General features: G+C 58.1%; 20 protein-coding genes and 1 pseudogene. 18 read left to right on the top strand and 3 right to left on the bottom strand.

Annotated elements, in window-relative coordinates; translation table 11 throughout:
- Nucleotides 1-303: 303 nt before the first annotated feature.
- The 11 genes and pseudogenes from ABIQ96_RS17255 to ABIQ96_RS17305 form a co-directional block, all read left to right on the top strand.
- Nucleotides 304-417, top strand: a pseudogene (locus ABIQ96_RS17255) (ATP-binding protein); the annotation flags it as partial.
- Nucleotides 403-777: a hypothetical protein gene (locus tag ABIQ96_RS17260; RefSeq protein ID WP_348215893.1), complete on the top strand. Its 375-nt coding sequence runs from the start codon at nucleotides 403-405 to the stop codon at nucleotides 775-777. The pseudogene ABIQ96_RS17255 and the gene ABIQ96_RS17260, both read left to right, overlap by 15 nt.
- A 44-nt stretch (nucleotides 778-821) precedes the next feature.
- A complete protein-coding gene (locus tag ABIQ96_RS17265) occupies nucleotides 822-1,340 on the top strand; it encodes a hypothetical protein (RefSeq protein ID WP_348215869.1) in 519 nt (172 codons plus the stop codon).
- A complete protein-coding gene (locus tag ABIQ96_RS17270) occupies nucleotides 1,337-3,196 on the top strand; it encodes a glycoside hydrolase family 32 protein (RefSeq protein WP_348215870.1) in 1,860 nt (619 codons plus the stop codon). The genes ABIQ96_RS17265 and ABIQ96_RS17270 overlap by 4 nt, the downstream gene beginning before the upstream one ends.
- 115 nt (nucleotides 3,197-3,311) lie before the next feature.
- Complete coding sequence (locus ABIQ96_RS17275; protein WP_348215871.1) at nucleotides 3,312-6,560, top strand: DUF1553 domain-containing protein; 3,249 nt, start codon at nucleotides 3,312-3,314, stop codon at nucleotides 6,558-6,560.
- 3 nt (nucleotides 6,561-6,563) lie between these two features.
- Nucleotides 6,564-8,027, top strand: coding sequence for a DUF1501 domain-containing protein (locus ABIQ96_RS17280; RefSeq protein WP_348215872.1), 1,464 nt, complete (start codon nucleotides 6,564-6,566; stop codon nucleotides 8,025-8,027).
- A 92-nt stretch (nucleotides 8,028-8,119) separates the two neighbouring features.
- A complete protein-coding gene (locus tag ABIQ96_RS17285) occupies nucleotides 8,120-9,214 on the top strand; it encodes a homocysteine S-methyltransferase family protein (protein WP_348215873.1) in 1,095 nt (364 codons plus the stop codon).
- Between the two features lie 48 nt (nucleotides 9,215-9,262).
- Nucleotides 9,263-9,652 carry a GxxExxY protein gene (locus ABIQ96_RS17290; RefSeq protein ID WP_348215874.1) on the top strand — a complete coding sequence of 130 codons (390 nt, stop codon included), beginning with the start codon at nucleotides 9,263-9,265 and terminating at the stop codon, nucleotides 9,650-9,652.
- A gap of 50 nt (nucleotides 9,653-9,702) precedes the next feature.
- Nucleotides 9,703-12,462: a methionine synthase gene (metH, locus tag ABIQ96_RS17295; protein ID WP_348215875.1), complete on the top strand. Its 2,760-nt coding sequence runs from the start codon at nucleotides 9,703-9,705 to the stop codon at nucleotides 12,460-12,462.
- Between the two features lie 61 nt (nucleotides 12,463-12,523).
- Complete coding sequence (locus ABIQ96_RS17300) at nucleotides 12,524-13,498, top strand: thioredoxin family protein (protein WP_348215876.1); 975 nt, start codon at nucleotides 12,524-12,526, stop codon at nucleotides 13,496-13,498.
- Between the two features lie 133 nt (nucleotides 13,499-13,631).
- Nucleotides 13,632-14,867 carry a competence/damage-inducible protein A gene (locus tag ABIQ96_RS17305; protein WP_348215877.1) on the top strand — a complete coding sequence of 412 codons (1,236 nt, stop codon included), beginning with the start codon at nucleotides 13,632-13,634 and terminating at the stop codon, nucleotides 14,865-14,867.
- A 6-nt stretch (nucleotides 14,868-14,873) separates the two neighbouring features.
- Here the strand turns inward: ABIQ96_RS17305 and ABIQ96_RS17310 are convergent, their stop codons facing one another.
- Together ABIQ96_RS17310 and ABIQ96_RS17315 are read right to left on the bottom strand one after the other, a co-directional pair.
- The gene (locus ABIQ96_RS17310; protein ID WP_348215878.1) at nucleotides 14,874-16,940 is read right to left on the bottom strand and encodes a protein-disulfide reductase DsbD domain-containing protein; all 2,067 of its coding nucleotides are present in this window, start codon (nucleotides 16,938-16,940) and stop codon (nucleotides 14,874-14,876) included.
- Nucleotides 16,941-17,067: 127 nt separating this feature from the next.
- Nucleotides 17,068-17,316 carry a YMGG-like glycine zipper-containing protein gene (locus ABIQ96_RS17315; protein WP_348215879.1) on the bottom strand — a complete coding sequence of 83 codons (249 nt, stop codon included), beginning with the start codon at nucleotides 17,314-17,316 and terminating at the stop codon, nucleotides 17,068-17,070.
- A 160-nt stretch (nucleotides 17,317-17,476) separates the two neighbouring features.
- Between ABIQ96_RS17315 and ABIQ96_RS17320 the strand changes: the two genes are divergently transcribed.
- The 7 genes from ABIQ96_RS17320 (at nucleotide 17,477) to ABIQ96_RS17350 (ending at nucleotide 22,923) form a co-directional block, all read left to right on the top strand.
- On the top strand, nucleotides 17,477-17,884 hold the full coding sequence (locus tag ABIQ96_RS17320; protein ID WP_348215880.1) for a DUF2721 domain-containing protein: 408 nt from the start codon (nucleotides 17,477-17,479) through the stop codon (nucleotides 17,882-17,884).
- 96 nt (nucleotides 17,885-17,980) lie between these two features.
- Complete coding sequence (locus ABIQ96_RS17325) at nucleotides 17,981-18,244, top strand: hypothetical protein (protein WP_348215881.1); 264 nt, start codon at nucleotides 17,981-17,983, stop codon at nucleotides 18,242-18,244.
- Nucleotides 18,245-18,528: 284 nt separating this feature from the next.
- Entirely contained in the window at nucleotides 18,529-19,383 is an 855-nt protein-coding gene (locus tag ABIQ96_RS17330; protein ID WP_348215882.1) for a fumarylacetoacetate hydrolase family protein, read from the top strand.
- A gap of 35 nt (nucleotides 19,384-19,418) precedes the next feature.
- Complete coding sequence (locus ABIQ96_RS17335; RefSeq protein WP_348215883.1) at nucleotides 19,419-20,054, top strand: paraquat-inducible protein A; 636 nt, start codon at nucleotides 19,419-19,421, stop codon at nucleotides 20,052-20,054.
- Nucleotides 20,051-20,704, top strand: coding sequence for a paraquat-inducible protein A (locus tag ABIQ96_RS17340; protein WP_348215884.1), 654 nt, complete (start codon nucleotides 20,051-20,053; stop codon nucleotides 20,702-20,704). Before ABIQ96_RS17335 ends, ABIQ96_RS17340 begins: the two co-directional genes overlap by 4 nt.
- On the top strand, nucleotides 20,701-22,362 hold the full coding sequence (locus ABIQ96_RS17345; protein ID WP_348215885.1) for an MlaD family protein: 1,662 nt from the start codon (nucleotides 20,701-20,703) through the stop codon (nucleotides 22,360-22,362). The genes ABIQ96_RS17340 and ABIQ96_RS17345 overlap by 4 nt, the downstream gene beginning before the upstream one ends.
- 6 nt (nucleotides 22,363-22,368) lie before the next feature.
- Nucleotides 22,369-22,923: a PqiC family protein gene (locus ABIQ96_RS17350; RefSeq protein WP_348215886.1), complete on the top strand. Its 555-nt coding sequence runs from the start codon at nucleotides 22,369-22,371 to the stop codon at nucleotides 22,921-22,923.
- 364 nt (nucleotides 22,924-23,287) lie between these two features.
- On the opposite strand, the gene ABIQ96_RS17355 is transcribed toward ABIQ96_RS17350, so the two are convergent.
- The gene (locus ABIQ96_RS17355; RefSeq protein WP_348215887.1) at nucleotides 23,288-23,533 is read right to left on the bottom strand and encodes a hypothetical protein; all 246 of its coding nucleotides are present in this window, start codon (nucleotides 23,531-23,533) and stop codon (nucleotides 23,288-23,290) included.

Genomic DNA, 23,533 nt, shown 5'->3' on the forward strand with positions numbered 1-23,533 from the left:
AGTCACGCAGGCTGGTGCGAGACTACGAGGTGAAAACAAGCCATTCGGAATCGATGATCTACCTGTCCATGAGCAAGAGAATGCTCGCCAGAATCGGCTGATAGATAATTTTAAGACAGCCTCTTAGCCCTGTCACGACTTGCCACACTGGCTGATTGTGCGGTATTCTGCCGCCGCTTCTAGCCGAGCGAAGCCTCCGGAGCGTTTTTTGCCCGATTTGTTCGCGAATTTGTAACGCGCGTATTACAAACGGATTGGAGAGTTTCATGTTATTGTCACCGGAAATGGTATCCGCACCCGTGCGGCTACTACGGCGATGTGAAACGCGACTGCCGTTGTTCGACACGCCAGATTGAAAACTACCGACAGAAGATTTCCGGGCCGCTGCTGGATCGGATTGATTTGCACGTCGAGGTTCCGCTGGTCGATTTCCTCGAACTCTCATCGGACACCAACATTGGCGAGAAATCCGAAACCATCCGCCAGCGCGTGGTCGCCGCCCGAGGGATCCAAATCGAACGCTTCCGGAAATTTTCGAACTCCACCAACTCGGCGATGGGATCGCGCCAGGTGCGCCAGCATTGCAAGCTAACAGCGGAGGCCAACGGCTATCTCGAACACGCCATGGAGGAAATGAACTTCTCCGCCCGCGCCCACGACCGGATTCTGAAGGTCGCGCGCACATTGGCAGACTTGGCCGGAGCAGTTGACATCCGCCCGAACGATATTCTTGAAGCCATCCAATATCGCTCGCTGGATCGCAAGTTGTTCAGTTGATGGCACGGGAGGACATGGGGAAAATTCAATCTAGCAAAAATCCGATGTCATTCTGGCAAACCATTTCCGCACGCATCGTCCGGGGCCATCAGGTCGCCTCCGGGCAGAACGAAGATCCGCGTTTCCCGGGTGGAACGTTGCGGATGCAGGCTCCGTTTTTCAAAGCGCTCGGGCTGGATCTTGCTCCATTTCACCCCGGCACGCTGAACATCAGTCTTGCTCCCTGCGGCTACATCGTCCGTCGCCCCCGCCATACTTTCAAAGGTTTGAAATGGCATCCCGTGGAGCCTGCGGAAGACTTTTCGTTTTTCGACGTGCGCGTGATTTGTCCTGATGGTTCGCGCGTGACGGGCTTCATCTATTTTCCGCATCCGGCTACGAAACCCGAGCATTTTCAGAATCCCGATGTGCTCGAGCTGCTGCTGCCGTATGTCGAAGGCCTGAGCTATGGAATGGAGCTGCGACTGGAGATTCCTCAGGACCAGATGGGCATCGAGTATAAGGGTGGACAGATGGATTCGGTTGCAGATCATGAGAGCAACAAACAGGGGAGCGAACTATGAAATACCTTGCCGCATGGATGTTGATGACCGCATTGCTGCCGATAGCTTCAGCCTTCAGCGCGGAAGAATTGGCAATCGGCGATTTCTCGGGCTACAGTTACGGTGCTTGGAAGAAAACCGGCGAGGCATTCAATCCCGGCCCGGCATCGGATCCGGAGTTGCCCAAGAAACTTGAAATTGGGAACTCCGACGGCAAGGGCGTCGCCAGCAGCGAGATCGAAGGAGACGGTCCCGTGGGAACATTGACCTCACCGAATTTCAAAATCTCGCGGCCATATATTTCCTTCCGTATCGGTGGCGGCGATTACGAACGCAGCACCTGCATTGATCTGGTTGTCGATGGCAGGACCGTGAAGAGCGCGACAGGCCGGAACAGCGACCAGCTAAAGCCGGCGTCTTGGGATGTGAAAAATCTCCTCGGGAAAAAGGCAGTGATCCGGATCACCGACGAAGCGAGCGGAAACTGGGGGCATGTCAACGTGGAGCGCATCCTTCAAACCGACAAACCGGAAGTCATGCCGATGGAAAAAGGAACTCTCTATCAGGAATCCCTGCGTCCTCAGTTCCATTTCGCCGCGCGGCAATGGATGACGGACCGGCTCAACCCTGGCATGCGTCAGGACGGCTGGCTGAACGACTTGAACGGAATGATTTACTATGACGGCGAATACCACCTGTTCGCGCAGCGCTGGAACAAATGCTGGATCCACGCCGTCAGCAAGGATCTCATCCATTGGAAGGAACTCGAACCCGCGTTCTGGGAAGAGAAACTCGACAGTGGGGTGCAATCCGGCACTTGTGTGATCGATTATCAGAACTCGTCGGGACTTTCACCAGACGGGAAAAATCCGCCGATGGTTGCGTTCTGGTCCCGCAATGCGCCGCAACATTGCATTTCCTACAGCCTCGACCACGGCCGCACGTGGAAGCACTACGAGAAGAATCCGATCCTTGAGTTCGGAGAACGCGATCCGAAGGTTTTCTGGTATGATCCCGGCAAGCATTGGGTCATGATCCTCTACGGAGGCGGCAAGTATCATATTCTTAATTCTAAAAATTTGTTGGAATGGGATGATCAGAAACATCCCATCAACGATGCCTTCGAATGCCCGGATTTCTTCGAGCTGCCTGTGATGGAAAATCAAAAAGTTAGGAAATGGGTGCTCATCCACGCGGATGGAAAATACTCGCTCGGTACCTTCGACGGATCCGAGTTCAAGGAGGAAACTCCGCGCCTTCTCTCCGACGTCGGCGGGCACAATTTCTACGCCACCCAGACCTTCGACAATACCAACAAGGCGGATGGCAGGCGAATCCAACTCGCATGGATGCGCGGGTCGGATTTTCCCAACATGCCTTTCAGCCAGCAGGTTTCGTTTCCCTGCGAACTGACGCTCCATGAGACACCGGCCGGCCTGCGGCTTTTCCGTCAGCCGATCCGCGAACTGGATCTGCTCAACGGCTCGGAACAGAAGAGGGAGAACCGTGAGCTGAAATCCGGCGAGGAATTATCCCTCGCGAAATCGGGCCAAGCCTACCGTATCCAGGCGGAAGTCAGCATTCCGGAAGGAGCGAAACTCACATTCAATCTTCGCGGCTATTCCGTGATGTTCACCTCCAATACTGTGGAATCGGGGACCGGCAGCCACGCGTCACAGGAACCCATCAAGACCTTGGAAATCCTATTGGATCGCGCTTCGGTGGAAACCTTCGTCAACGGCGGTGAGATTTCATCGACCCGCTATTTCCTTCCCAATCGGGAAGGATTGTCGGTGAAAGCGGACGGAGGAGAGGTCAAGATCCGCTCGCTTACCGTTTGTGGTCTCAAGTCGATGTGGGACGGCAAAGTTCGATAAATAGGAGATTCCAGCATGGGTCATTTGATTGGCGGTCGGGGGCACCTACTTAAAAAGATAGGCTTCCTCCTGCACAATTTCCTGTTGGCGGGACGTAGACTGCCGCTCCGTGCTCATGATGTTTCGTTTCAATCACCTTGCCACTTTGGTTCTGCTCTTCGCTGGAGCTCTTGCCAGTTGTGACCGCGCGGCGACAGTGTCGAAACCGGCAGTGGCCACGGAAGGAAATGTCGCGGTCGTCCAAGTGAAGGAAATCCCGCTGCCGGAGAAAATCTCGTTCAATGAGCACATCCAGCCAATCCTTTCGGAGAACTGCTATCACTGCCATGGCCCGGACTCCGGGACCCGGGAGCCGAAAAAATCGCCGCTTCGTCTCGATCGGGTGGCGGATGCATTCGCTCCGCGCGACAACGATCAGCCGGTGATCCTCAAGGGTAATCCCAAGGAATCCCTGCTGGTCAAGCGGCTGCATAATACGGATCCGGATGAAATGATGCCGCCGCCGAAAAGCCACAAGACCTTGAAGCCTCAGGAAATCGCCATCATCGAACGCTGGGTCGAACAAGGGGCGGAGTATGAACCGCACTGGTCGTTTGCGCCGGTGAAAAAGGCCGAACCGCCTTCGGCGGGAGCTGGCTGGGCGGCGAATCCGATCGACCGCTTCATTGCGGAAAAACTCGAAAAGTCAGGTCTGAAACCCAATCCGCCGGACGACCTCGGACGGTTTTACCGACGGCTGCATCTCGATCTAACCGGACTGCCGCCCGCTCCGGAGGCGATCGAGGCTTTCAAGAAATCTGCCGCGGCCAATCCGCAGGCGGCGGTCGAAGCCGCAGCGGACGAATTGTTAGCCACTACGGCCAGCGCCGAGAATTTCACGCGTCATTGGCTGGATGCCGCGCGTTATGCCGATACCCATGGCATCCACATCGACAACTACCGTGCGATCTGGCCCTACCGGGACTGGGTGATCCGAGCCTTCCAGGCGAACATGCCGTGGGATCAATTCACCACCGAACAAATCGCCGGCGACCTGTTGCCTAACCGGACGCTCGACCAACTGGTCGCCACCGGATTTTCCCGCTGCCTCTCCACGTCCGGCGAGGGTGGCGCGATCCCCGAGGAATACGACGCGATCTACGCCAAGGACCGGGTGGAAACGGTTTCCGCCGTCTGGCTCGGCCTGACCACCGGCTGCGCGGCCTGCCATGATCACAAGTTCGATCCGGTTTCAACCCGTGAGTTCTATTCTCTAACGGCTTTCTTCCGCAATACGCCGATGTCAGCGCTGGACGGGAACAACGCCGAGCACCCTCCGAATGTTTTCGTGCCGTTGATGGAAGATCGGCAGCGTTGGGGGACGCTGGCGGCGGAGATCGACGAGACGAGCAGACAGATGGCCGCCCGTGCCAAGGCGGCACGTCCCGACTTCGACGTCTGGCTTGCCAGTGCCACCATCGCCCCGACTCGAGACATCGACTCCTCGCTCGCGGTCCACCTGCCATTGAGCGAATCCGAGGGACCGCTGCATGGATTGGTCGATGGTCAGCCAAGAGAGTGGCCGGCGGATGTCGCGCGCATCGACGCACCGTTCGGCAAGGCTCCCGTGGTCAGCGATACGCCGGTTGAACTCGGGGATCTCGGCAGTTTTTCCCGGGGTGACCGGGTGAGCTATGGCGGTTTCATCCGCATCGAGGGCGAGCCGACCGGCGCGGTCGTTGCCCGCATGAATCCCGCCGAGTCGTTCAGGGGCTGGGATCTCTATCTGGAAGGCGGAAAGCCCGCCGCGCACGTTATCGATTCCTGGGACAAGGCGGCTAACAAGATCGTCGCGCCGTCGCCGCTGACGCCCGGGGAATGGCATCACGTTATGGTCACTTTCGACGGCAGGAACGCCGGCCACCAGGCGAGCACCATCTACGTCGATGGGAAGAACGCGGGTGGCAAGACCTATCCGAACACGGTTGGCGGCAATATCGAAACCTCCGTGCCGCTGCGCCTTGGATCGCGCCAGGGCGGTGACTCGAAGCTCAACGGCAAGGTGGCGTTGCAGGATTTCCGTTTCTATCGGCGCTTGTTGGGTGCCGGTGAAATAGCGGATCTTGCGGTAAATAGCTTGCTCCAGCAGATTGTCACGCTGCCGGTCGAAATGCGCACGAAAGAGCAGTTGGACTCGGTGTTCAAATACTATATCGGCAACATCGACAATCCATCCCGCGAACTGCGGACGCGTCTCGATCGTTTGAAAACCGAAGAAAGCGCGTTGCGTTCGCGCGGTTCCGTTTCACTGGTGATGGAGGAGAAAAAGGAAGAGCCCTTCGCCAATGTTCTCATCCGCGGTGGCTACGCGGACAAGGGGGAAAAGGTCACACCTAACACTCCCGCCGTATTGCCGCCGATGGCGGCCGATGCGCCGAAGAACCGTCTCGGACTCGCGCGCTGGCTCAACGATCCCGCGAATCCGCTGCCGGCGCGCGTGACCATGAACCGCACGTGGTATTACTTTTTCGGCACCGGCATCGTCGATACCAACTCCGACTTCGGCATCATGGGCGGGCGGCCGAGCCACCCGAAACTGCTGGACTGGCTGGCCGCGGAGTTTGTCGATTCGAAATGGGACTACCGCCATATGATCAAGCTCATCGTCACGTCGGCCGCTTATCGACAGTCCGGCGTGGTATCGCCGGAGAAACTTGAAGCGGATCCCGGCAACCGTTTGATCGCCCGCGGTCCGCGTTACCGGCTCGATGCCGAACAAATCCGCGACCTCGCGCTTTCCTCGTCCGGTCTGCTCTCGACGAAGGTCGGCGGACCTTCGGTGAAACCCTATCAGCCGGAAGGGATTTGGGAGGCGGTCGCCATGCCGCAGTCGAATACGCGGAACTACCGCGAAGACAGCGGCGAGAGTCTCTATCGGCGCTCGCTTTACACGATGTGGAAACGCACCGCCGCACCGCCGTCGATGGAGATTTTCAACGCGCCGACTCGCGAAACATTCTGCGTCCGGCGTGATCTAACGAATACGCCGTTGCAAGCGCTGGTGTTGTTGAACGACCCGCAGTTTATCGAGGCATCCCGCGAGCTCGCGTCGCACGCGCTGAAGGAGCAGGGGGATTTCGACGGCCGCCTCGACTTCATCACCTCGCGTCTGGACGGCCGGAAATTCGATGCGGGCGAGCGGAAGATTGTCCGCGAATCCCTCGATTCCGCGCTGGCGACTTTCCGCGCGCATGCGGATGACGCGACGAAACTTATCACCACCGGAGCCACGCCACCGCGCAAGGACGCGGATGTTCCCGAACTTGCGGCCTGGACGCTGTTAGCCAGCCAGATCCTCAATCTCGACGAAACCATCACCCGCTAACCGATGACTCCATTGGAATCCCACAACGCCGCCTACAGCCGGCGGCACTTTTTCAGAAAGTCCGGAACTGGTCTCGGCATGGCGGCGCTCGCCTCGCTGCTGGGCCAGCGCGGGATTTCCGCGGCAGAGCAGCTTGCCGGTATCAACGACATGCTGCCGCAGATCGCTCCGAAGGCGAAACGGGCGATTTATATTTCACTCGTCGGCGCGCCTTCGCAGATCGACCTGTTCGATTACAAGCCGGAGTTGCAGAAGCGCTTCAAGGAGGATCTCAACGGCTATCTGAAGGCGCAAGGACAGCGTCTAACCGGAATGACATCCGGACAGGCGACGTTCCCGCTCGCACCATCGATTTTCAAGTTCAACCAGCACGGCCAGTCCGGCACATGGATTAGCGAACTACTGCCGTGGACTGCGAAAATGACCGACGACATCTGCATCATCAAATCGATGCACACCGACGCCATCAACCACGAGCCGGCGAATCAGTTGGTTTATACCGGCTCGACGCAGTCGGGCAAGGCATCGCTCGGTTCGTGGTTGTCCTACGGCTTGGGTTCTATGAATCAGGAGCTGCCGTCGTTCGTGGTGCTGCACGCGACTCACACTTCGCCGTTTGCAAACGTTCAGGCGATTTCCTCGCGGCTGTGGGGCTCCGGCTACCTGCCCGGCAAGTATGCGGGTGTTGCGCTTCGCTCGTTGGGTGACCCGGTTTTGTTTCTCAAGGATACCGCCGGGATCTCGCGGGAAACCCGCCGCAACATGTTGGATGGAATGAACGAATTGAACAGCCGTTCGTTCGAAGCCATCGGCGATCCGGAAATCGAAAACCGGATGCAGCAGTATGAGATGGCTTTCCGCATGCAGGCTTCGGTGCCCGAATTGACGGATCTATCAGGTGAGTCGGAAGGCATTTACAAACTCTATGGCGACGATAGCAAAACGCGCGGGACTTTCGCGAACTCCGCGATCATGGCGCGTCGGTTGATCGAGCGCGGTGTGCGCTTCGTCCAAATTTTCCATCGGGGTTGGGACCAGCATGGAGATCTTCCCCGCGACCTCGCGTCGCAGTGCAAGGACGTGGACCAAGGCTGCTACGGTTTGATCCAGGATTTGAAACAACGGGGCATGCTCGAAGACACGCTCGTCATCTGGGGTGGGGAATTCGGCCGCACCGTTTACAGCCAGGGCAAGCTCACGGAAACCGACTACGGCCGCGATCACCACCCGCGGTGTTTCTCAATCTGGATGGCAGGCGGAGGAATCAAAGGTGGGCAGGTCTATGGCGAGACCGACGAAATGTCCTACAACATTGTGAAGGACCCGGTCCACATCCGGGACCTCCATGCGACCCTGTTGCACGCCCTCGGATTGGAGCACGAACGGCTCAGTTTCAAATTCCAAGGGCTTGATCAGCGCCTCACCGGGGTCGAGCCGGCACGGGTGGTGAAGGAGCTGTTCGGGTGAAATTGGGCAGTATGCGGGAATTTTCGCATCATCGTATCAAGATATGAAGATTTGATTCTTGAAACGGAGCCGTTCGTGATTAGCCTCTCGCCATGCCGCAGGCCGATCCTACCGACGAAATCCAACGCGCTCTTTCCGAGCGAATCCTCGTTCTCGACGGGGCGATGGGCACCACGATCCGCGGCTACGGCCTCAACGAGACGGAGGCTCGTGGCGAGCGCTATGCCGATAATGAAAAGGATCTGCTGAACAACGGCGACATTCTCACGATCACCCGACCCGACGTCATCGGCGATATTCACAAGCGTTTTTACGAAGCCGGTTCGGATATCTGCGAAACCAACACGTTTTCCGCGACCGGTATCGCCCAGAGCGAATTTTTTGTAGAAGATCCGCGTGAAAAGGGCGGGCGGAAAGATCCGGAGTTCTTCCAAAAGATCCTCGAGAACAATTTCCTCAACGATCTTGCTTGGGAAATGAACGTCGAGTCCTCGCGCCTCTGCCGCAAATGGGCGGACGACATCGGCACCGACACCGGTCGGAAGCGCTATGTTGCCGGAGCGATCGGACCGCTGACCGTTTCTCTAACGAATTCACCGGATGCGAATGATTCCGGTTTCCGCGTGGTGACTTTCGATCAGGTTCTCGCCGCCTACAAACACCAGATCCGCGGTTTGATCGAAGGCGGTTGCGATATTCTGATGGTTGAAACGATTTTCGATTCGCTCAATGCGAAGGCCGCTGTCGTGGCGATTCAGGAAGTGTTCGATGAAGATAAGACCCACCTTCCGCTCATCGTTTCCGCGGCAGTGGGTCTTGGGGGTGAAACGATGATTTCCGCACAAAAGGTCGAAGCGCTGTGGAATGCCTTTGCCCATGCCAAGCCGTTGGCGATCGGACTCAATTGTTCGCTCGGGCCTGACCTGATGCGCCCTCACTTGGAAGAACTTTCCGCATGTGCTGCGGCCGCCATTTCCTGCTATCCGAACGCCGGATTGCCTAACCCGCTCGCACCAACCGGCTTCGATTTGGAACCGAAGCACATGTATGACTACATGGCTGAGTTTGCCCAAGCTGGCCTTCTCAATCTAGCAGGAGGTTGTTGCGGAAACACTCCGGAACACGTCGCTGCCATTGCCCAAGCGGTCGCCAAATATGCTCCACGGGAAGTGCCGGTGATTCGATAAGATTTACCGCAGAGACGCAAAGGTCGCAGAGCAACGCAAAGGAAGAATATGAAGGATTACTTGAACAAGCTTTCGGGTGAAGTGATCGGTGCGGCGATCGAAGTGCACAATGATTTGGGACCGGGGCTTTTGGAGTCGACCTACGAATTGAGTCTTCAACATGAACTGAAAATTCGCGGATTTGAATCGGTGAGACAGTTGATCCTGCCGATCAAATACAAGGATTTGGTTGTTCCCGAAGCCTATCGAATCGACTTATTGGTCGAAAATTGTCTCGTGATCGAACTCAAAACGGTTGAAACGCTGCTTCCAATCCACTCGGCCCAGCTTCTTACCTACCTGAGAATGTCCGACAATCATCTCGGACTCCTTATCAACTTCCACACCGTCCGCCTCACCGATGGCGTCAAACGTCTCGTCCACAACTTCCCATCTTAACTCTGCGTTCCTCTGCGACCTTCGCGCCTTTGCGGTTAACTCTTCTCCAAATGAAAACCATCCCCCACGCCCTCCGTCTCTCCGGCACCGAGGCTTACAACCACACCGCCGACAAGCGCTTCCTGATGATTGGTGAGCGAGCGAACGTCGCGGGATCGCCGCAGTTCGCGAAGCTGGTTAGAGCCGGTGATCTTGAGGCTGCCGTCGAAGTCGCACGCCAGCAGGTTGGCAACGGGGCGAACGTCATCGACATCTGTTTCGACGACGGTCTCATCGACGGTAAGGCAATGATGAGCCGCTTTCTCCAGCTTCTCCAAGGAGAGCCAGATGTTGCGAAAGTGCCGATCATGGTGGATTCCTCAAAGTGGGAAATCCTCGAGGAAGGTCTCAAGTATCTGCAAGGGAAGGGGATCGTGAACTCGATCTCGCTCAAGGAGGGCGAGGAGAATTTCAAGAAGCAAGCCAGGCACGTCATGAAATATGGCGCGGCGGTCGTGGTGATGGCGTTCGACGAAAACGGCCAGGCGGCGTCTTATGAAGAGAAGATCCGCATTTGTGAACGAGCCTACCGCATTCTGGTTGATGATGTCGGATTCAATCAGGACGACATCATTTTCGATCCGAACATTCTAACGGTTGCGACTGGCATCGAGGAGCACAACAACTACGCACTCGATTTCATCAACGCGACCCGCTGGATCAAGGAGAACCTGCCCGGCGCGAAAGTCTCCGGCGGTGTTTCCAATATTTCGTTCTCGTTCCGCGGAAACAACAAGGTCCGCGAGGCGATGCACTCCGCTTTCCTCTATCACGCCGGACTGGCGGGAATGGACATGGGAATCGTCAACGCCGGGATGCTCGAAGTTTACGATGAGATTCCCAAAGAGCTTCTGGTATGCGTCGAGGACGTGTTGCTGAACCGCCGCCCCGATTCCACCGAGCGGCTGCTGGAACTCGCGGAAAGCTACAAGAACGTCAGTGGCAAGAAGATTGAGGAAGATCTATCGTGGCGTGAGGAGCCTGTCGAAAAACGTCTGGAGCATGCGTTGCTCCGAGGCATCGACAAATACATCGACGAAGACACCGAAGAGGCGCGGGTGAAATACATCCGTCCTCTGAAAGTCATCGAAGGGCCGCTGATGGATGGGATGGGTGTCGTAGGCGATCTTTTCGGAGCTGGTAAAATGTTCCTCCCGCAGGTCGTAAAATCCGCGCGGGTGATGAAGAAGTCGGTTGCCTGGCTTTTCCCGTTCATGGAAGCGGACAAGGCGGAATATCTCGCAGGCGACATCGCCGCGCTGAAGGAGGAAAATCCCGCGCTCACTGATGAAGAGGCGCTCAAGCTCGCCGAACGCGGTCGCTCGGCGGGACGTTTCCTCATCGCCACCGTGAAGGGCGACGTTCACGACATCGGCAAGAACATCGTCGGCGTGGTGCTTTCCTGCAACGGCTTTGAAGTCACCGACATGGGCGTGATGGTTTCCTGCGACAAGATTTTGGCAAAAGCAAAGGAGCTTGAGGCGGATGTCATCGGTCTATCAGGACTGATTACGCCGTCGCTCGATGAAATGGTCCACGTCGCGAAAGAGATGGAGCGGCTCGGTTTCAAGGTTCCGCTGCTCATCGGCGGGGCTACTACTTCCGCCGCTCACACAGCCATCAAGATCGCACAACACTACTCCGGAGCCGTCGTCCACGTGCTTGATGCGTCGCGATCAGTCCCTGTCACCACCTCGTTGCTGTCCAAGGATCAGAAGGAGGGCTTCGCCGCCGAGAATCGTGAGAAGCAGCAGAAACTCCGCGACAATTTCCTCGGCGGGCCGAAGAAGGAAACTCTAACGATCGAAGAAGCGCGCGCCGCCGGACCGAAATTGGATTGGAAAAATTACACTCCGCCAGTGCCGTCGTTCACCGGCACACGGACGATCAGCAAGCCTTCCTTGCGGGAACTCGCCAAGTTCATCGACTGGACGCCGTTCTTCCACGCTTGGGAACTCCGCGGCGTATGGGATCGCAAGACCGACACGCTGAAAACGAAAAACGCGGAAGGTGCCGCGGAAGCGGCGAAGCTCTATCAGGACGCGATCGGCTGGGTGGATCGCATCATCGCCGAAGACCGTTTCCAAGCAGAAGGCATCTACGGATTTTTCCCCGCAAACGCGGAGGGTGACGACATCATCGTCTGGTCCGATGAATCCCGGACCACCGAACGCACGCGATTCCATAGCTTGCGCCAGCAGATCAAAAAGGACTCCGGAAAGCCCAACGTCGCATTGGCAGACTGGGTGTCGCCAACTTCCAAGGACTACGTCGGCGGCTTCGTCGTCGGCATCCACGGCGCGCACGAGTTCGCCGACGAACTCGACAAGCAAATCGATCCTTACGGCTCAATTATGGTCAAAGCCATCGCCGACCGCTTCGCCGAGGCGTTTGCGGAGTTCCTGCATCACAAGGCACGCGTCGAATGGGGTTACGAAACGGAGGATGAATTGACGCACGACCAGCTCATCCATGAAAACTATCAGGGCATCCGTCCGGCACCGGGCTATCCCGCGCAGCCGGACCACACCGAGAAACCACTGCTTTTCGATCTGCTAGGAGCTTCCGGTGCAACCGGTGTCACTCTCACCGAAAGCTGCGCGATGCATCCCGGAGCCGCGGTCTGCGGGTTGTATTTCTCGCATCCGGACAGCCACTATTTCGCTATTTCCGATCTGCAGAAAGACCAGATCGAAGACTATGCCAAGCGCAAGGGCATGAGCCTTCAGGAAGCGGAGAAATGGCTCGGCCCGTGGCTGGGATACGCCTAATCCTCCCGAGGAGTTTTCCTAGACCCTGCCCGATTTCTCTGTAATGAAGTGGTTGATGAGCATGAAATCACTACTACGAACCGGCTGCACGGTAGCGGCATTATATGGCTGCGGATTTGCCTTCGCCGGGGGCGAAGGCTGGTCTTCCGATTTTGCGGGATCCAAGAAGCTTGCGGAAGAATCGAAGAAAGACCTCCTGATGGACTTCACCGGCTCCGATTGGTGCGGCTGGTGTATCAAGCTCAACGACGAGGTTTTCAAACACGAGCCGTTCAAGGCGGGAGTCAAAGATTCGTTCGTGCTGGTGGAAGTCGATTCCCCCAAGGACAAGTCGAAGCTGTCGGCTGAGGTGCAAAAGCAGAACCCCGAACTGGTCGAAAAATATGCCATTCAGGGCTACCCGACGATCCTCCTCTGCGATGCCGGCGGCCGTCCGTATGCCGCGACAGGTTATGAAGCGGGCGGACCTGAAAAATACGTTGAGCATCTCAACGTGCTCCGGAGCCAGAAGGGTAAACGTGACGAAGGCTTGGCAACCGCCGCCAAGGCCGATGGCGTGGAAAAGGCCAAGGCGTTGGTCTCCGTGCTGGATGCGATGAAACTCGACGACAAGCTGGTGGCGAATTTCTACGGCGACCTCGGCGAGCAGATCAAAGCGGCCGATCCCAAGGACGAAACTGGCTTTGCGAAAAAGGCCGCGGCCAAGAAGCGCGTGGAGGATTTCCAAACCGCCCTTCAGGAATTCGGCCAAAAACAGGATTTCGACGGTGCGCTCGTGCTGGTTGAGAAAACGATCAAAGAAGGTGGTTTCGAAACCGAGGACACCCTGCAAATCATGATGACCCGCGCCTCCATTCTCGTGCAGCAACGGAAGTATGACGAAGCGCTCAAGGCGATCGACGAGGCGAAGGCTGTGGCACCCGAGAGCCCGATGATCGAGGGTATCGATAAGTTCCGTGAACGCGTCGAGGCGATGAAGAACAAGCCCGCCGGGGCCGCCGCCAAGGAAGATGACGCGGAGGAGGAGGAGAAATAATTCCACCTCATCCGTTTCGCGTAAAAGTCAAAGCGCCGCCCGGATTACCGGAGCGGCGTTTTCTTTTTTGTCCTTCAGGCCCCGACCGATAACTCTTCTTGAGTCGCCGCTCTCCTCACCGGAAGCTGCGGCCATGCGCATCGAGATCATCAATACCGGCACCGAGCTTCTGCTAGGAAATACGCTCAATACGCACGGTGCCTGGTTCGGTCGGGAGTTGTTCCAGATGGGTCTGCGGATTTCCCGACAAACGACCGTGCCGGACGGCGAGGCGATTCGCGAGTCTTTGGAGGAGGCCATCGGCCGGGCGGATGCGGTGATCGTCACCGGCGGACTGGGACCGACTAGCGACGATATTACGCGGGAAATCACCGCCGAAGTGATGGGGCTGGAATTGATCACCGATGAGGCGGCGTTGCGGTCGCTTGAAGGATTTTTCACCTCGCGTGGCAGAAAGATGGTGGATGCGAACCTCAAGCAGGCGCTCTGCCCGGTCGGTGCGGATATTCTGCCCAACGCCAACGGCACGGCACCTGGAATCTACGTGCCGCCACGGCTCAACGGGCGTTCTAACTGCGCGGTGTTTCTGTTGCCCGGTCCGCCGCGCGAGTTGTATCCGATGTTCCATGACGAGGTCGCGCCCCGATTGCGTGCCTTGGCCGGTGTCGAGGAGATCCGTGAAGCGGTGGTGTTGAAATTCACGGGCATCGGCGAAAGCGATTTTCACCACGGCGTCGATGCTCAGCTCGCTGCGGTTCCGGGATTGGAATATGGCTACTGCGCTCACATCGGCGAAGTCGATCTGCGCTTGATCGGCGATGCGAAGGTGCTCGATGTGGCGCGAAAGATCACGCTTGGACAATTCGAGCCGTTCCTCATCAGCGACGACGGTTCCTCCATGGAAAAAACCATCGTCCGCCTGCTCAAGGCGAGGAACATGACGTTTGCCACCGCCGAAAGCTGCACGGGCGGCCTCATTGCTAACAGGATCACAAACGTCCCCGGATCCAGCGAGGTTTTCACTCATGGATTCGTCACTTATGCGAATGAAGCGAAGACAGGGATGCTCGGCGTTCCGGCGGAGGAAATCGAAACGCACGGCGCGGTGAGCGAGGTGGTGGCCCGGCGGATGGCGGATGGAGCGCTTCGCGAGAGCGGTGCCTGCATCGCGGTTTCAGTGACCGGTATCGCCGGGCCCGGAGGAGGCTCGGAGGACAAGCCCGTTGGAACCGCGTGGGTTGCGGTGGCCACCCGTGGCGGATCGACGGAAGCGTTCAAGATCTTCCATCCGCGGAATCGCAAGGATTTCAAATTGGCCGCCAGCCAGTCGGCGCTTGAGGCCGTGAGGCGGAGACTCAAGTCGATCTAACTTGGGTTACTTTTTTTCTTCGGTCTTGTCGGGCAATTTGCCGAACAGTTCTTCGAGGAAACCCGGTGAGAGCAATTCAGGCGTGATGACAGGATCGTTTCCTGGTGCGAGCAGCACGTTCACTGGGATGGCGGTGCGGCCGAGTTCCAACAGCTTCTCTTCGATCTTCGCATCCGGGCTGGTCTTATCCCCTTTGAGGGCGACGATGCCTTTGCGCTTCATGAGTTGGATTACCTCTTTGGTGTAGGCACGCTTCTTGTTGAACTGGCAGGTGGCGCACCATTGGGCGGTGAAATCGATGTAAACCGGAGTTCCCGCGGCGAGCAGTTCATCCACGCGTTCCTGCGACCAATGTTCCCAGACCAGCGCGGATTTTTGCGGCGGTTTGGTAATTAGGAATCCAACTCCCGCGAACAAAATTGTTAGGAACATCGCCGTCCAGCGGACGAACTGTTTGCGATGCGGCAGATTCCACCGGCCGTAGATCCATGCCGCGATCGCGATGGCGCTGAGGCCGAAGATCGGACCTAGCAGGTTTTCCAAACCGATCTGCCCGGCATAGACCCACAGCAGGTAACCGGCGGTGGCGAACAGGAGGAACGACATCGCTTGCTTGAAACTCTCCATCCACGCGCCGGGGCGGGGGAGGAAGTCAATGAGCTTGGGAAAGACCGACAGCAGGAGGTAAGGAGTTGATAGACCGATCGCCATCGCCGCGAACGCCGTGAAAAACTGGAAGGCCGGCAGGCCGATCGCCGCGCCGATCGCGGCACCGAGAAATGGACCCGAGCACGGCGTGGCGACGACGGTGGCGAGCACACCGGAGAAAAACGTGCCGCCGAGCCCTTGTTTCGATTGGAGCGAACCGCCGACGGAGGTTGCCGAGGTTCCGAGTTCGAAAACGCCGAACATGTTGAGGGCCAGAACGAACATCAGCAGCATCAGGGTCAGGACGACCCACGGATCCTGAAGCTGATAGCCCCAACCCTTAGCGCCGGTGGTGGCGCGGGCGGCGAAGAGGATACCGCTGAGCAGTGCGAACGACGCGAGTACCCCGACGGTGAACATGACGCCGTGAAGCGCGATTTTCTTCCGGTCCGAGCCCGCCTGTTGGACGAAGCCCATGATTTTCAAACCGATCACCGGGAAGACGCAGGGCATCAGGTTGAGGATCAGTCCGCCTAACAACATTCCTCCGAGAATAGGCAGGTATTTCGAAAACGGCAGAGGTCCGGCGGGCGGAGTGGTGATGACGGTATCCGGAACTTCGACCGATCCGGGACCTGCGAGGATTCCCGAAAGCGATTTTCCCTGTGGAACCGTTTTTTCAAATCCGTCCTTGGTGATGCGTTTCAGCGTCACCTTCCACGCATCTCCGTCGCGTTCGATTTTTCCGCCAGCGCTGGCGGGTTGGAGAAACGGTTGGTTGGGGATGAAATCGGTTGGTTCGCCCTTGATCGCGCTGGCGGGTTCTAACCGGATTTGGATGTCCGCACCGGCGGGTTGGGCGGAGATTTTCAGCGACGGGATCCGGACGGCCTGTTCGGCCCGGGCTTTTTTGAATAACTCCGCTTGCGCCGGATCCTTGGTGGCGGCGGCGGAGACCGGAAGTGTCAGGGTGAAGGATTTTTTCTCACTGATGCAGCTGTCCTTGCAGATCTGCCAGACCGCGTTTGCGGTCAGTGTGACGGTCGTTCCCGTTGCGAGGGACGCGGGGGCGGTGAGATCCACGACGAAAACCGGACTGCCCTGATAGACGTAGCTCTTGCCGAAGTAGCCGTCCTTCACCTCGGGAACGGGCCATTGGATGGAACCGGCGCTGAATCCGTCCGGCAGCGTCCATGTGATGGCGGGAGGGAGCTCCACCCCACCTGAGTTCTGATAGTAGCTGTGCCACTCGGCGGGTTGCTTGAGCTCCAATGCGACGGAAAATGTCTGCCCGGGCGCGATGGAGGAGACCTCGGAGACCATGCTCGCCGCGGACGAGATTTTTCCCCCGCCCAGCCCGAATTGGGCTTTCGCCCCGGTAATGGATCCGAGCAGGACGACGAAAGAGAGCAACAGGCGGTTCATGAGATGGTGAAGATGGCTTCTAGTAGAGACACGACGGCGGAATTTCATCCCGAAAAAAAGGGACGTCCAGAAACTGGACGTCCCGAGAGATCCTCAAAGGGTAAATTGGTAACGATTGTATGGTTCTTCAACGACCATATTGTTCCTGATCCTTGGCATTGCCGTAAACTCCGCCGGCAGTCGCGCCAGCTGCGGCACCGATGGCGGCACCTTCAAGGCCATGGCCGGACTGGTGGCCGATAACGCCGCCTAAAGCTGCGCCACCCAATCCGCCGAGGACTGCTCCTTTTTGGGTGTTCGGGCCGTTGGGAGCCGCACAATTTGAAAGGGCGATTGCCGCAGTGGCACCAATGAGGGCGAGTCTTGTAGTTTTCATGGAATTGTTAAGGTTGACGAAGTATCGACGGATTTTCCGGCTGTTTCAAGCGATTTCAGTTCCTTCGTTCGGTCGAATTTCCACCTGCGCTGGCGTGATTCAAGCGATATTTGCCGAGTTGACGCTTCATCCGCCGACGGGTTCCTGATTTCCTGCCCGCATGACGCTCGAAGTCTCCACGCCCGCACTTTTGTTTCCGGCGATCAGCCTGCTTTTTCTCTCCTACACCAATCGGTTCCTGCACTTGTCCGCGCTGATCCGCAGTCTCCACAGCGATTGGGTCGAGAAAGGCGATGCCATTCTGAGGGCGCAAATCGACAACCTCAGGCGCAGGTTGGTGTTGATCCGGGCGATGCAGTTGTTCGGGGCGATCAGCTTGTTTCTGTGCGTGCTCTCGATGCTTGGGGTGATCGCGAAACTCCAGTTGCCGGCGATCATTGCGTTTCTGACCGCCTTGTCGCTGATGGCGTTATCGCTCGGTTGTCTGATTTACGAAATCTGGATTTCCGGCGGAGCCCTGAGGATTCTCCTGAATGCGGTGGAGAAAAATCCAGAGGCGATGCGATGAACCCTGCTTCTTGACGGGACTGGCAAAAGGAGGTCTGCTATCAGATGAAATTGCGGAGAAGCGTTTCATCTAACCAATCATCAACCGATCATTCCGATGAGCACCACCAACAGTCCCAAAGCTGCTTTCAGCATTCCCTCCATCATTGCCATCGTCGCGGCGATCTTCAGCTTCAAGATGGGGGCCTTCTTCGGCCTCGTCTTGGCGGGAGTCGCTATCGTGGCTGGATTGATCGGGATCCTTCTCTCGCTTTCGCCGACGACGCGTGGCGGGATGTTCAGCATTTTCGGCATCATTGGCGGTGCCATTGGGGTGATCGCGGCGATCATCAAGGCGATCATGTGGATGACAGGCGGCTGAGGGAATTTTTTTCCGACAGGCCGACGATTGGTTTTCAGCAGGTTCTGGCGGGGCAGCATGAATTTTTTTGAGTTTTGTAAAGTTTGTTCTTGCGGAAATCGGGATCGGCGGGTAAATCTCCTGCGTCGCAAGACAAGGCGGTCCGACTGAGATGCCTCCCGGGTTAATGGGTTTTTCCTAGGGGGATGATCAGCCGGGCCGCTTCTTTTTTTGCCCATAGAGGTCATTTCCGGATTGGGAAAATTCGGATTCCTGCGGCTGGTGAGTTTTGCTACATCGCACGCATGAAATTGATTCGGTTTGGAGACGAAGGGCGTGAGGAGCCGGGAATTTTGCTGCCGGACGGACGCCGGATCGATGCCAGCGGTGAATTCAATGATTACGACGAGGGATTTTTCGCCATGGGCGGGATCGAGTCGCTGGCCGAATGGGTGGCGCAGGGTTGCCCTGGTGGAACGGAAGTCGATCCGCTGGTGCGACTGGGTGCTCCGGTCGAGCGACCTTCGAAATTGGTCTGCATCGGCAAGAACTACTTGGAGCATGCCAAGGAGCTGGGGGAGGGGATTCCTACGGAGCCCGCATTATTCATGAAGGCGACGAGCGCTTGGAGCGGGCCGACCGATGACGTCATCATCCCCCGCGGATCGACCAAGCTTGATTACGAAGTCGAGCTGGCAGTGGTGATCGGCCGCACGGCTTCGTATGTGGACGAACGTGAGTCGATGGACTATGTCGCCGGTTACTCGACGTTTTGTGATTTTTCGGAACGCGCTTTCCAGAAGGAAATGGGAGGGCAGTGGACCAAGGGAAAAAGCGCCGACAGCTTCGCACCCATCGGGCCATGGCTGGTGACTGCGGATGAAATCACCGATCCGCAAAAACTGCGCCTATGGTGCAAGGTGAACGGCGAACTGCGGCAGAACAGCTGGACCGGCGACATGTCTTTCACCGTGCGGCAGTTGATCAGCTACGTCAGCCGGTTCATGACTCTGCTGCCCGGTGACGTCGTTGCGACGGGAACCCCCAGCGGCTGTGCGATGGGAATGAGTCCGCCGCAATACCTGCAAGCCGGTGATTTTGTGGAATGCGGCGTTGAAGGTTTGGGCGAACTGGGCCAACGGGTGGTGGCCTTCCGATAAAAATGATCAAACGCTTTTCCAAAACCAAGGGGGCCATGCATCCCTGGCCGAAGCCGCCCGGTGGCCCGCATTATTCGGTTTGTCATTTTTGCGATACGTTGCATGTCGCGGTGGCGGTGCCGGAAGGCACGGCGGCGCGTTGCAAGTGTTGCGGCGCGGTGCTCTATCAGAATCGCCCCGCGTCGCTGGTGCGGGCCACGGCGTTTTCACTGACTTCGCTGATCCTGATGGGCGTGGTTCACTATTTTCCGTTTTTGATGATGGATGCGGAGGGAGGGTTTCACCGAAATCTGAATCTAACATCGGGTGCCAACGCGCTGATCCACGAAGGCAGTCCGATTCTGGGAATCGGGCTCGCGTTTTTCACGATCATCGCGCCGATCGGCATGGCGTCAGGTCTGATCTATGTTTGCGGGCCTCTGATGTTCGGGCGGATCGCGCCGGGGGCGATCCGGGTGGCGTCGTGGCTGAACAAGGCGGAGCCGTGGAACATGGTCGAGGTGTTTTTGTTAGGGCTGCTGGTGAGTTTGATGAAGCTGGCAAAAGTGGCGGACGTGCATTTCGGAATGGGCTTCTGGGCGTTTGGCGCGCTGATGTTCTGCATGGCGGCGGCCATCGCATCGATCGACCGTGATGAACTGTGGGATCGGCTTGAGGTGGCCAAGTCATGAGCGATCCATTGCCACGCGCGATTCACTACGGGCTGGCCGGCTGCCACACCTGCGGCAAGGTTTCTCCGGTGGGGCCCGGTCATTGCCCGCGCTGCGGCTCGCACCTTCATTTCCGGAAAAACAAAAGCATCCAGCGGACGATGGCCCTGATGCTGGCAGCCGCGGCCCTCTACATCCCGGCGAATATCCTGCCCGTGATGACGGTGACCGAGCTGGGCGATGTGGATGCCACGACCATCACCGCAGGCATGATTCGTTTTTGGAACCAGGGTGCCTATCCGATCGCTTTGGTGATTTTCACGGCGTCCATCATGATTCCGCTTTTGAAAATCGTCGCGCTGAGCTGGCTGTGCCTGGCCGCGTCCGGGAAATTGCACCCATCGCCCTCCATGCTGGGGAAAGTTTACTGGTTCACCGAGCTATTGGGCCGTTGGTCGATGATCGATATCTTCGTCGTCGGAATTTTGGTGGCGCTGGTGCAATTGGGGAATTACATGACCATCACACCCGGGCCGGGAGCGCTTGCATTTGCGGGGGTGGTCGTGCTTACGATGCTCGCAGCGATGAGCTTCGACCCGCGCCTCCTCTGGGACCGTCTCGAAAGCCTCGGACTGAATCCCGTTTCACCTTCTAAAAAATCAGACACTTGAGCGAATCGACACCACCACCAGCGGCAGAACCTGAATACCGTGCGGCGCAACGCTGGAACATCGTCTGGGTGGTCCCCATCATCGCGCTTCTCGTCGGCGGCTGGCTGGTCTATCAGAATTTCAGGTCCAAGGGGCCGGTCGCCCGCATCGGATTTGAAACCGCGGATGGCATCGCCGCCGGGAAAACCGAAGTGCGCTGCCGTTCGGTCAAAGTCGGCTTCGTCAAGACCGTGAAGCTCACCGACGACATGAATTCCGTCGTCGTCACCGTGGAGCTCGATCCTGATTCCTCCCGTCTTCTCCGCAGCGGAACCCACTTCTGGGTCGTCCGGCCGCGGGTCTCGACCACCGATATTTCCGGCCTCGGCACCCTGCTCACCGGTGCCTACATCGAACTCGATCCCGGACCGTTCACCGCCGACGAGGTCAACGATTTCGAAGGTCTGGAAACTCCGCCCGCCACCAATCGGAACATTCCCGGCCGGCGTTTGACCCTCGTCGCCGAGGACGCGGGATCGGTCGTCGCTGGCTCACCGCTCTATTACCGCGGTCTTGAAGTCGGGCGGATCGAAAACCGCACCCTTCAGGCCAACGGCACCACCGTCAACTACGACGCCTTCGTCCGTGAGGAATTCAGCAGCCTCGTGAAGGAAAATACCCGCTTCTGGAACACCAGCGGCATCGACATCAGCGCCGGTGCCGACGGATTTAAAATCCGCACCCCGTCGCTCCAGGCCATGGTTTCCGGCGGTGTCACCTTTGGCGTGCCGGAAGGATTGGCCCTCGGCAAGCCGGCTGCGGACGGCATGACCTTCACCTTGTTCGAGGATGAGGAAGCCGCCACCGGCTCCACCTTCAATCCTTCCATGAAATTCGTCCTGCTCTTCGACCAATCCGTCCGCGGTCTGAAGAAACCCGCCCCCGTCGAGTTCAAGGGCATCCCCATCGGCCGCGTCGCCGACATTTCCTTCGACTACCTCCAGACCAACGACGATTCCCGCATCCCCGTCCTCGTGGAAATCGACCCCTCGCTCCTGCGCCGCGACACCGCGGAGAAAATGGGCAAGTCCGATGCCGATTTCCTCGCCGACGCTGTCAAACGCGGCCTCCGCGCCACCCTCAAGCCCGGCAGCCTCCTCACCGGAGCCCTCTTCGTCGACGTCAACTATTACCCCGACGCCAAGCCCGAAGAACTCTCCAAAGTCGGCGAATTCCTCTCCATCCCCACCGTCCCCGGCGGTTTGGAAAACATGGTCACCGCTGCCTTGGAAAAATTCCAGAACCTCCCGCTGGAAGCCACCCTCCAGAAATTCGGCACTGCGGCCGACCAAGCCGCCTCCGCCCTCGCCGAGATCAAGGAGACCGCCGCCTCCACCCGGAAAATGCTCGATTCCGCCGAGTTCGCCCAGCTCCCCGCCGACCTCCGCGAGAGCCTCGCCGCCTTCCAGAAACTCTCCGCCACCTTCGACAAATCCATCGCCAGCTACGGCCCCGAAGGCCCCGTCCAGGGCGACATGCTCCGCACCCTTGACGAGCTCCGCACCGCCCTCCGCAAGCTCAGCTCGCTCACCAACGCCATCGACGAAAAGCCTAACTCCCTCCTTTTCGGCAAAGACTCCTCTGGCAACAAGATCCCCAAAGCCCCCAAAGGCCGCTGATTTCCCATGACCCGCCTTTTCCTACTCATCGCCGTTCTCTTCATCGCCGGCTGCTCCCAGCCCGGCCAGAAATTCTACGTCCTCACCGCCAGCGGCCCCGTCCCCTCCGGTGGCGGCATCGGCATCGGCGTCGGACCCACCGACATCGCCGGCTACCTTGACCGCGTCAACCTCGTTACCCAGGAAGCCCCGAATCAGCTCGGCGTCGCCGAAAGCCACCGCTGGGCCGGCGACCTCTCCGCCTCCATCACCCGCGTCACCGCTGCCAACCTCGGCCGCCTCCTCAAGACCGGCAACGTCCGGACCTACCCCTGGCAGACCGACAGCGAAATCAGCTACCAAGTCACCCTCGACGTCCGCCAGCTCCACGCCCAGTCCGACGGCTTCGCCATTTGTGAAATCGGCTGGCGCGCCTACTCCCTGCCCGACCGCCGCCTCAAAGCCTCCAAAACCTTCACCGACCGCGAGCCGCTCGAGTCCGACGGCTTCAACGCCAGCGTCGCCGCCCAATCCCGTCTCTTGGAAAGACTCGCGGAAAACATCGCCGCCAGCCTCCGTTAGGGGGCGGGGACGTCTCGTCCCCGGGCATTGTCTCCCCATGTGGCTGGAGAACCCAAGGCATCCCTCATAGGTCCCATAAGTCATGGAGACCGTTTGCCAAATTTCAGTGTCGGAACACCCATGAGCCACGACGAGGTAGCTCTTCACAAGGAAGGGCGATCTCCGAATCGCCCCAGCCCATGAGGTGACAATTGAAAGCGGCTGGCCTCGGTTCATTGGCTTTCCATGGACGACGGCGATTCGGAGATCGCCGCACCTTGGGGTGAGGATGCAGCACGTTTAACGGTAAAATCTTTTGGCAATGGGTCCAGGTCCCATGAAATCCCATCCGGCCTCGCCTAACTCAGCCCGGCAGTCCACCGGATCAGTGAAATCCCCAAAACCTGCCATACGCCTCGATGGGCTTCTTGGTCCACGGTACGTTTTCGTATGACCAGCGCACCGGACTGTAGATCTGTTGGAGTAGCCAAGGGGCTTTGTTTCTTTCGATAAATTTACCCACCAGACCGAAGCTCAGCACATAAAGCACCGGCAGCATCACCACCACCGCGAGCCACGCGCCGCCGCTCCGCTTCTTTTCAGGATCCTTATCCATGGAACTGCTGGCCAT

The organism is Luteolibacter sp., from assembly GCF_039920825.1.
In the GTDB taxonomy this organism is placed as follows: Bacteria; Verrucomicrobiota; Verrucomicrobiia; order Verrucomicrobiales; family Akkermansiaceae; genus Luteolibacter.

Excerpts from the sequence above, each read along its gene's own strand:
- ABIQ96_RS17280 (WP_348215872.1), top strand. The coding sequence starts at position 6,564 with ATGACTCCATTGGAATCCCACAACGCCGCCTACAGCCGGCGGCACTTT.
- ABIQ96_RS17270 (WP_348215870.1), top strand. The coding sequence starts at position 1,337 with ATGAAATACCTTGCCGCATGGATGTTGATGACCGCATTGCTGCCGATA.
- ABIQ96_RS17285 (WP_348215873.1), top strand. The coding sequence starts at position 8,120 with ATGCCGCAGGCCGATCCTACCGACGAAATCCAACGCGCTCTTTCCGAG.
- ABIQ96_RS17315 (WP_348215879.1), bottom strand. The coding sequence starts at position 17,316 with ATGAAAACTACAAGACTCGCCCTCATTGGTGCCACTGCGGCAATCGCC.
- ABIQ96_RS17330 (WP_348215882.1), top strand. The coding sequence starts at position 18,529 with ATGAAATTGATTCGGTTTGGAGACGAAGGGCGTGAGGAGCCGGGAATT.
- ABIQ96_RS17325 (WP_348215881.1), top strand. The coding sequence starts at position 17,981 with ATGAGCACCACCAACAGTCCCAAAGCTGCTTTCAGCATTCCCTCCATC.
- ABIQ96_RS17275 (WP_348215871.1), top strand. The coding sequence starts at position 3,312 with ATGATGTTTCGTTTCAATCACCTTGCCACTTTGGTTCTGCTCTTCGCT.
- metH (WP_348215875.1), top strand. The coding sequence starts at position 9,703 with ATGAAAACCATCCCCCACGCCCTCCGTCTCTCCGGCACCGAGGCTTAC.
- ABIQ96_RS17355 (WP_348215887.1), bottom strand. The coding sequence starts at position 23,533 with ATGGCCAGCAGTTCCATGGATAAGGATCCTGAAAAGAAGCGGAGCGGC.
- ABIQ96_RS17340 (WP_348215884.1), top strand. The coding sequence starts at position 20,051 with ATGAGCGATCCATTGCCACGCGCGATTCACTACGGGCTGGCCGGCTGC.
- ABIQ96_RS17305 (WP_348215877.1), top strand. The coding sequence starts at position 13,632 with ATGCGCATCGAGATCATCAATACCGGCACCGAGCTTCTGCTAGGAAAT.
- ABIQ96_RS17335 (WP_348215883.1), top strand. The coding sequence starts at position 19,419 with ATGCATCCCTGGCCGAAGCCGCCCGGTGGCCCGCATTATTCGGTTTGT.
- ABIQ96_RS17290 (WP_348215874.1), top strand. The coding sequence starts at position 9,263 with ATGAAGGATTACTTGAACAAGCTTTCGGGTGAAGTGATCGGTGCGGCG.
- ABIQ96_RS17265 (WP_348215869.1), top strand. The coding sequence starts at position 822 with ATGTCATTCTGGCAAACCATTTCCGCACGCATCGTCCGGGGCCATCAG.
- ABIQ96_RS17300 (WP_348215876.1), top strand. The coding sequence starts at position 12,524 with ATGAAATCACTACTACGAACCGGCTGCACGGTAGCGGCATTATATGGC.
- ABIQ96_RS17320 (WP_348215880.1), top strand. The coding sequence starts at position 17,477 with ATGACGCTCGAAGTCTCCACGCCCGCACTTTTGTTTCCGGCGATCAGC.
- ABIQ96_RS17350 (WP_348215886.1), top strand. The coding sequence starts at position 22,369 with ATGACCCGCCTTTTCCTACTCATCGCCGTTCTCTTCATCGCCGGCTGC.
- ABIQ96_RS17310 (WP_348215878.1), bottom strand. The coding sequence starts at position 16,940 with ATGAACCGCCTGTTGCTCTCTTTCGTCGTCCTGCTCGGATCCATTACC.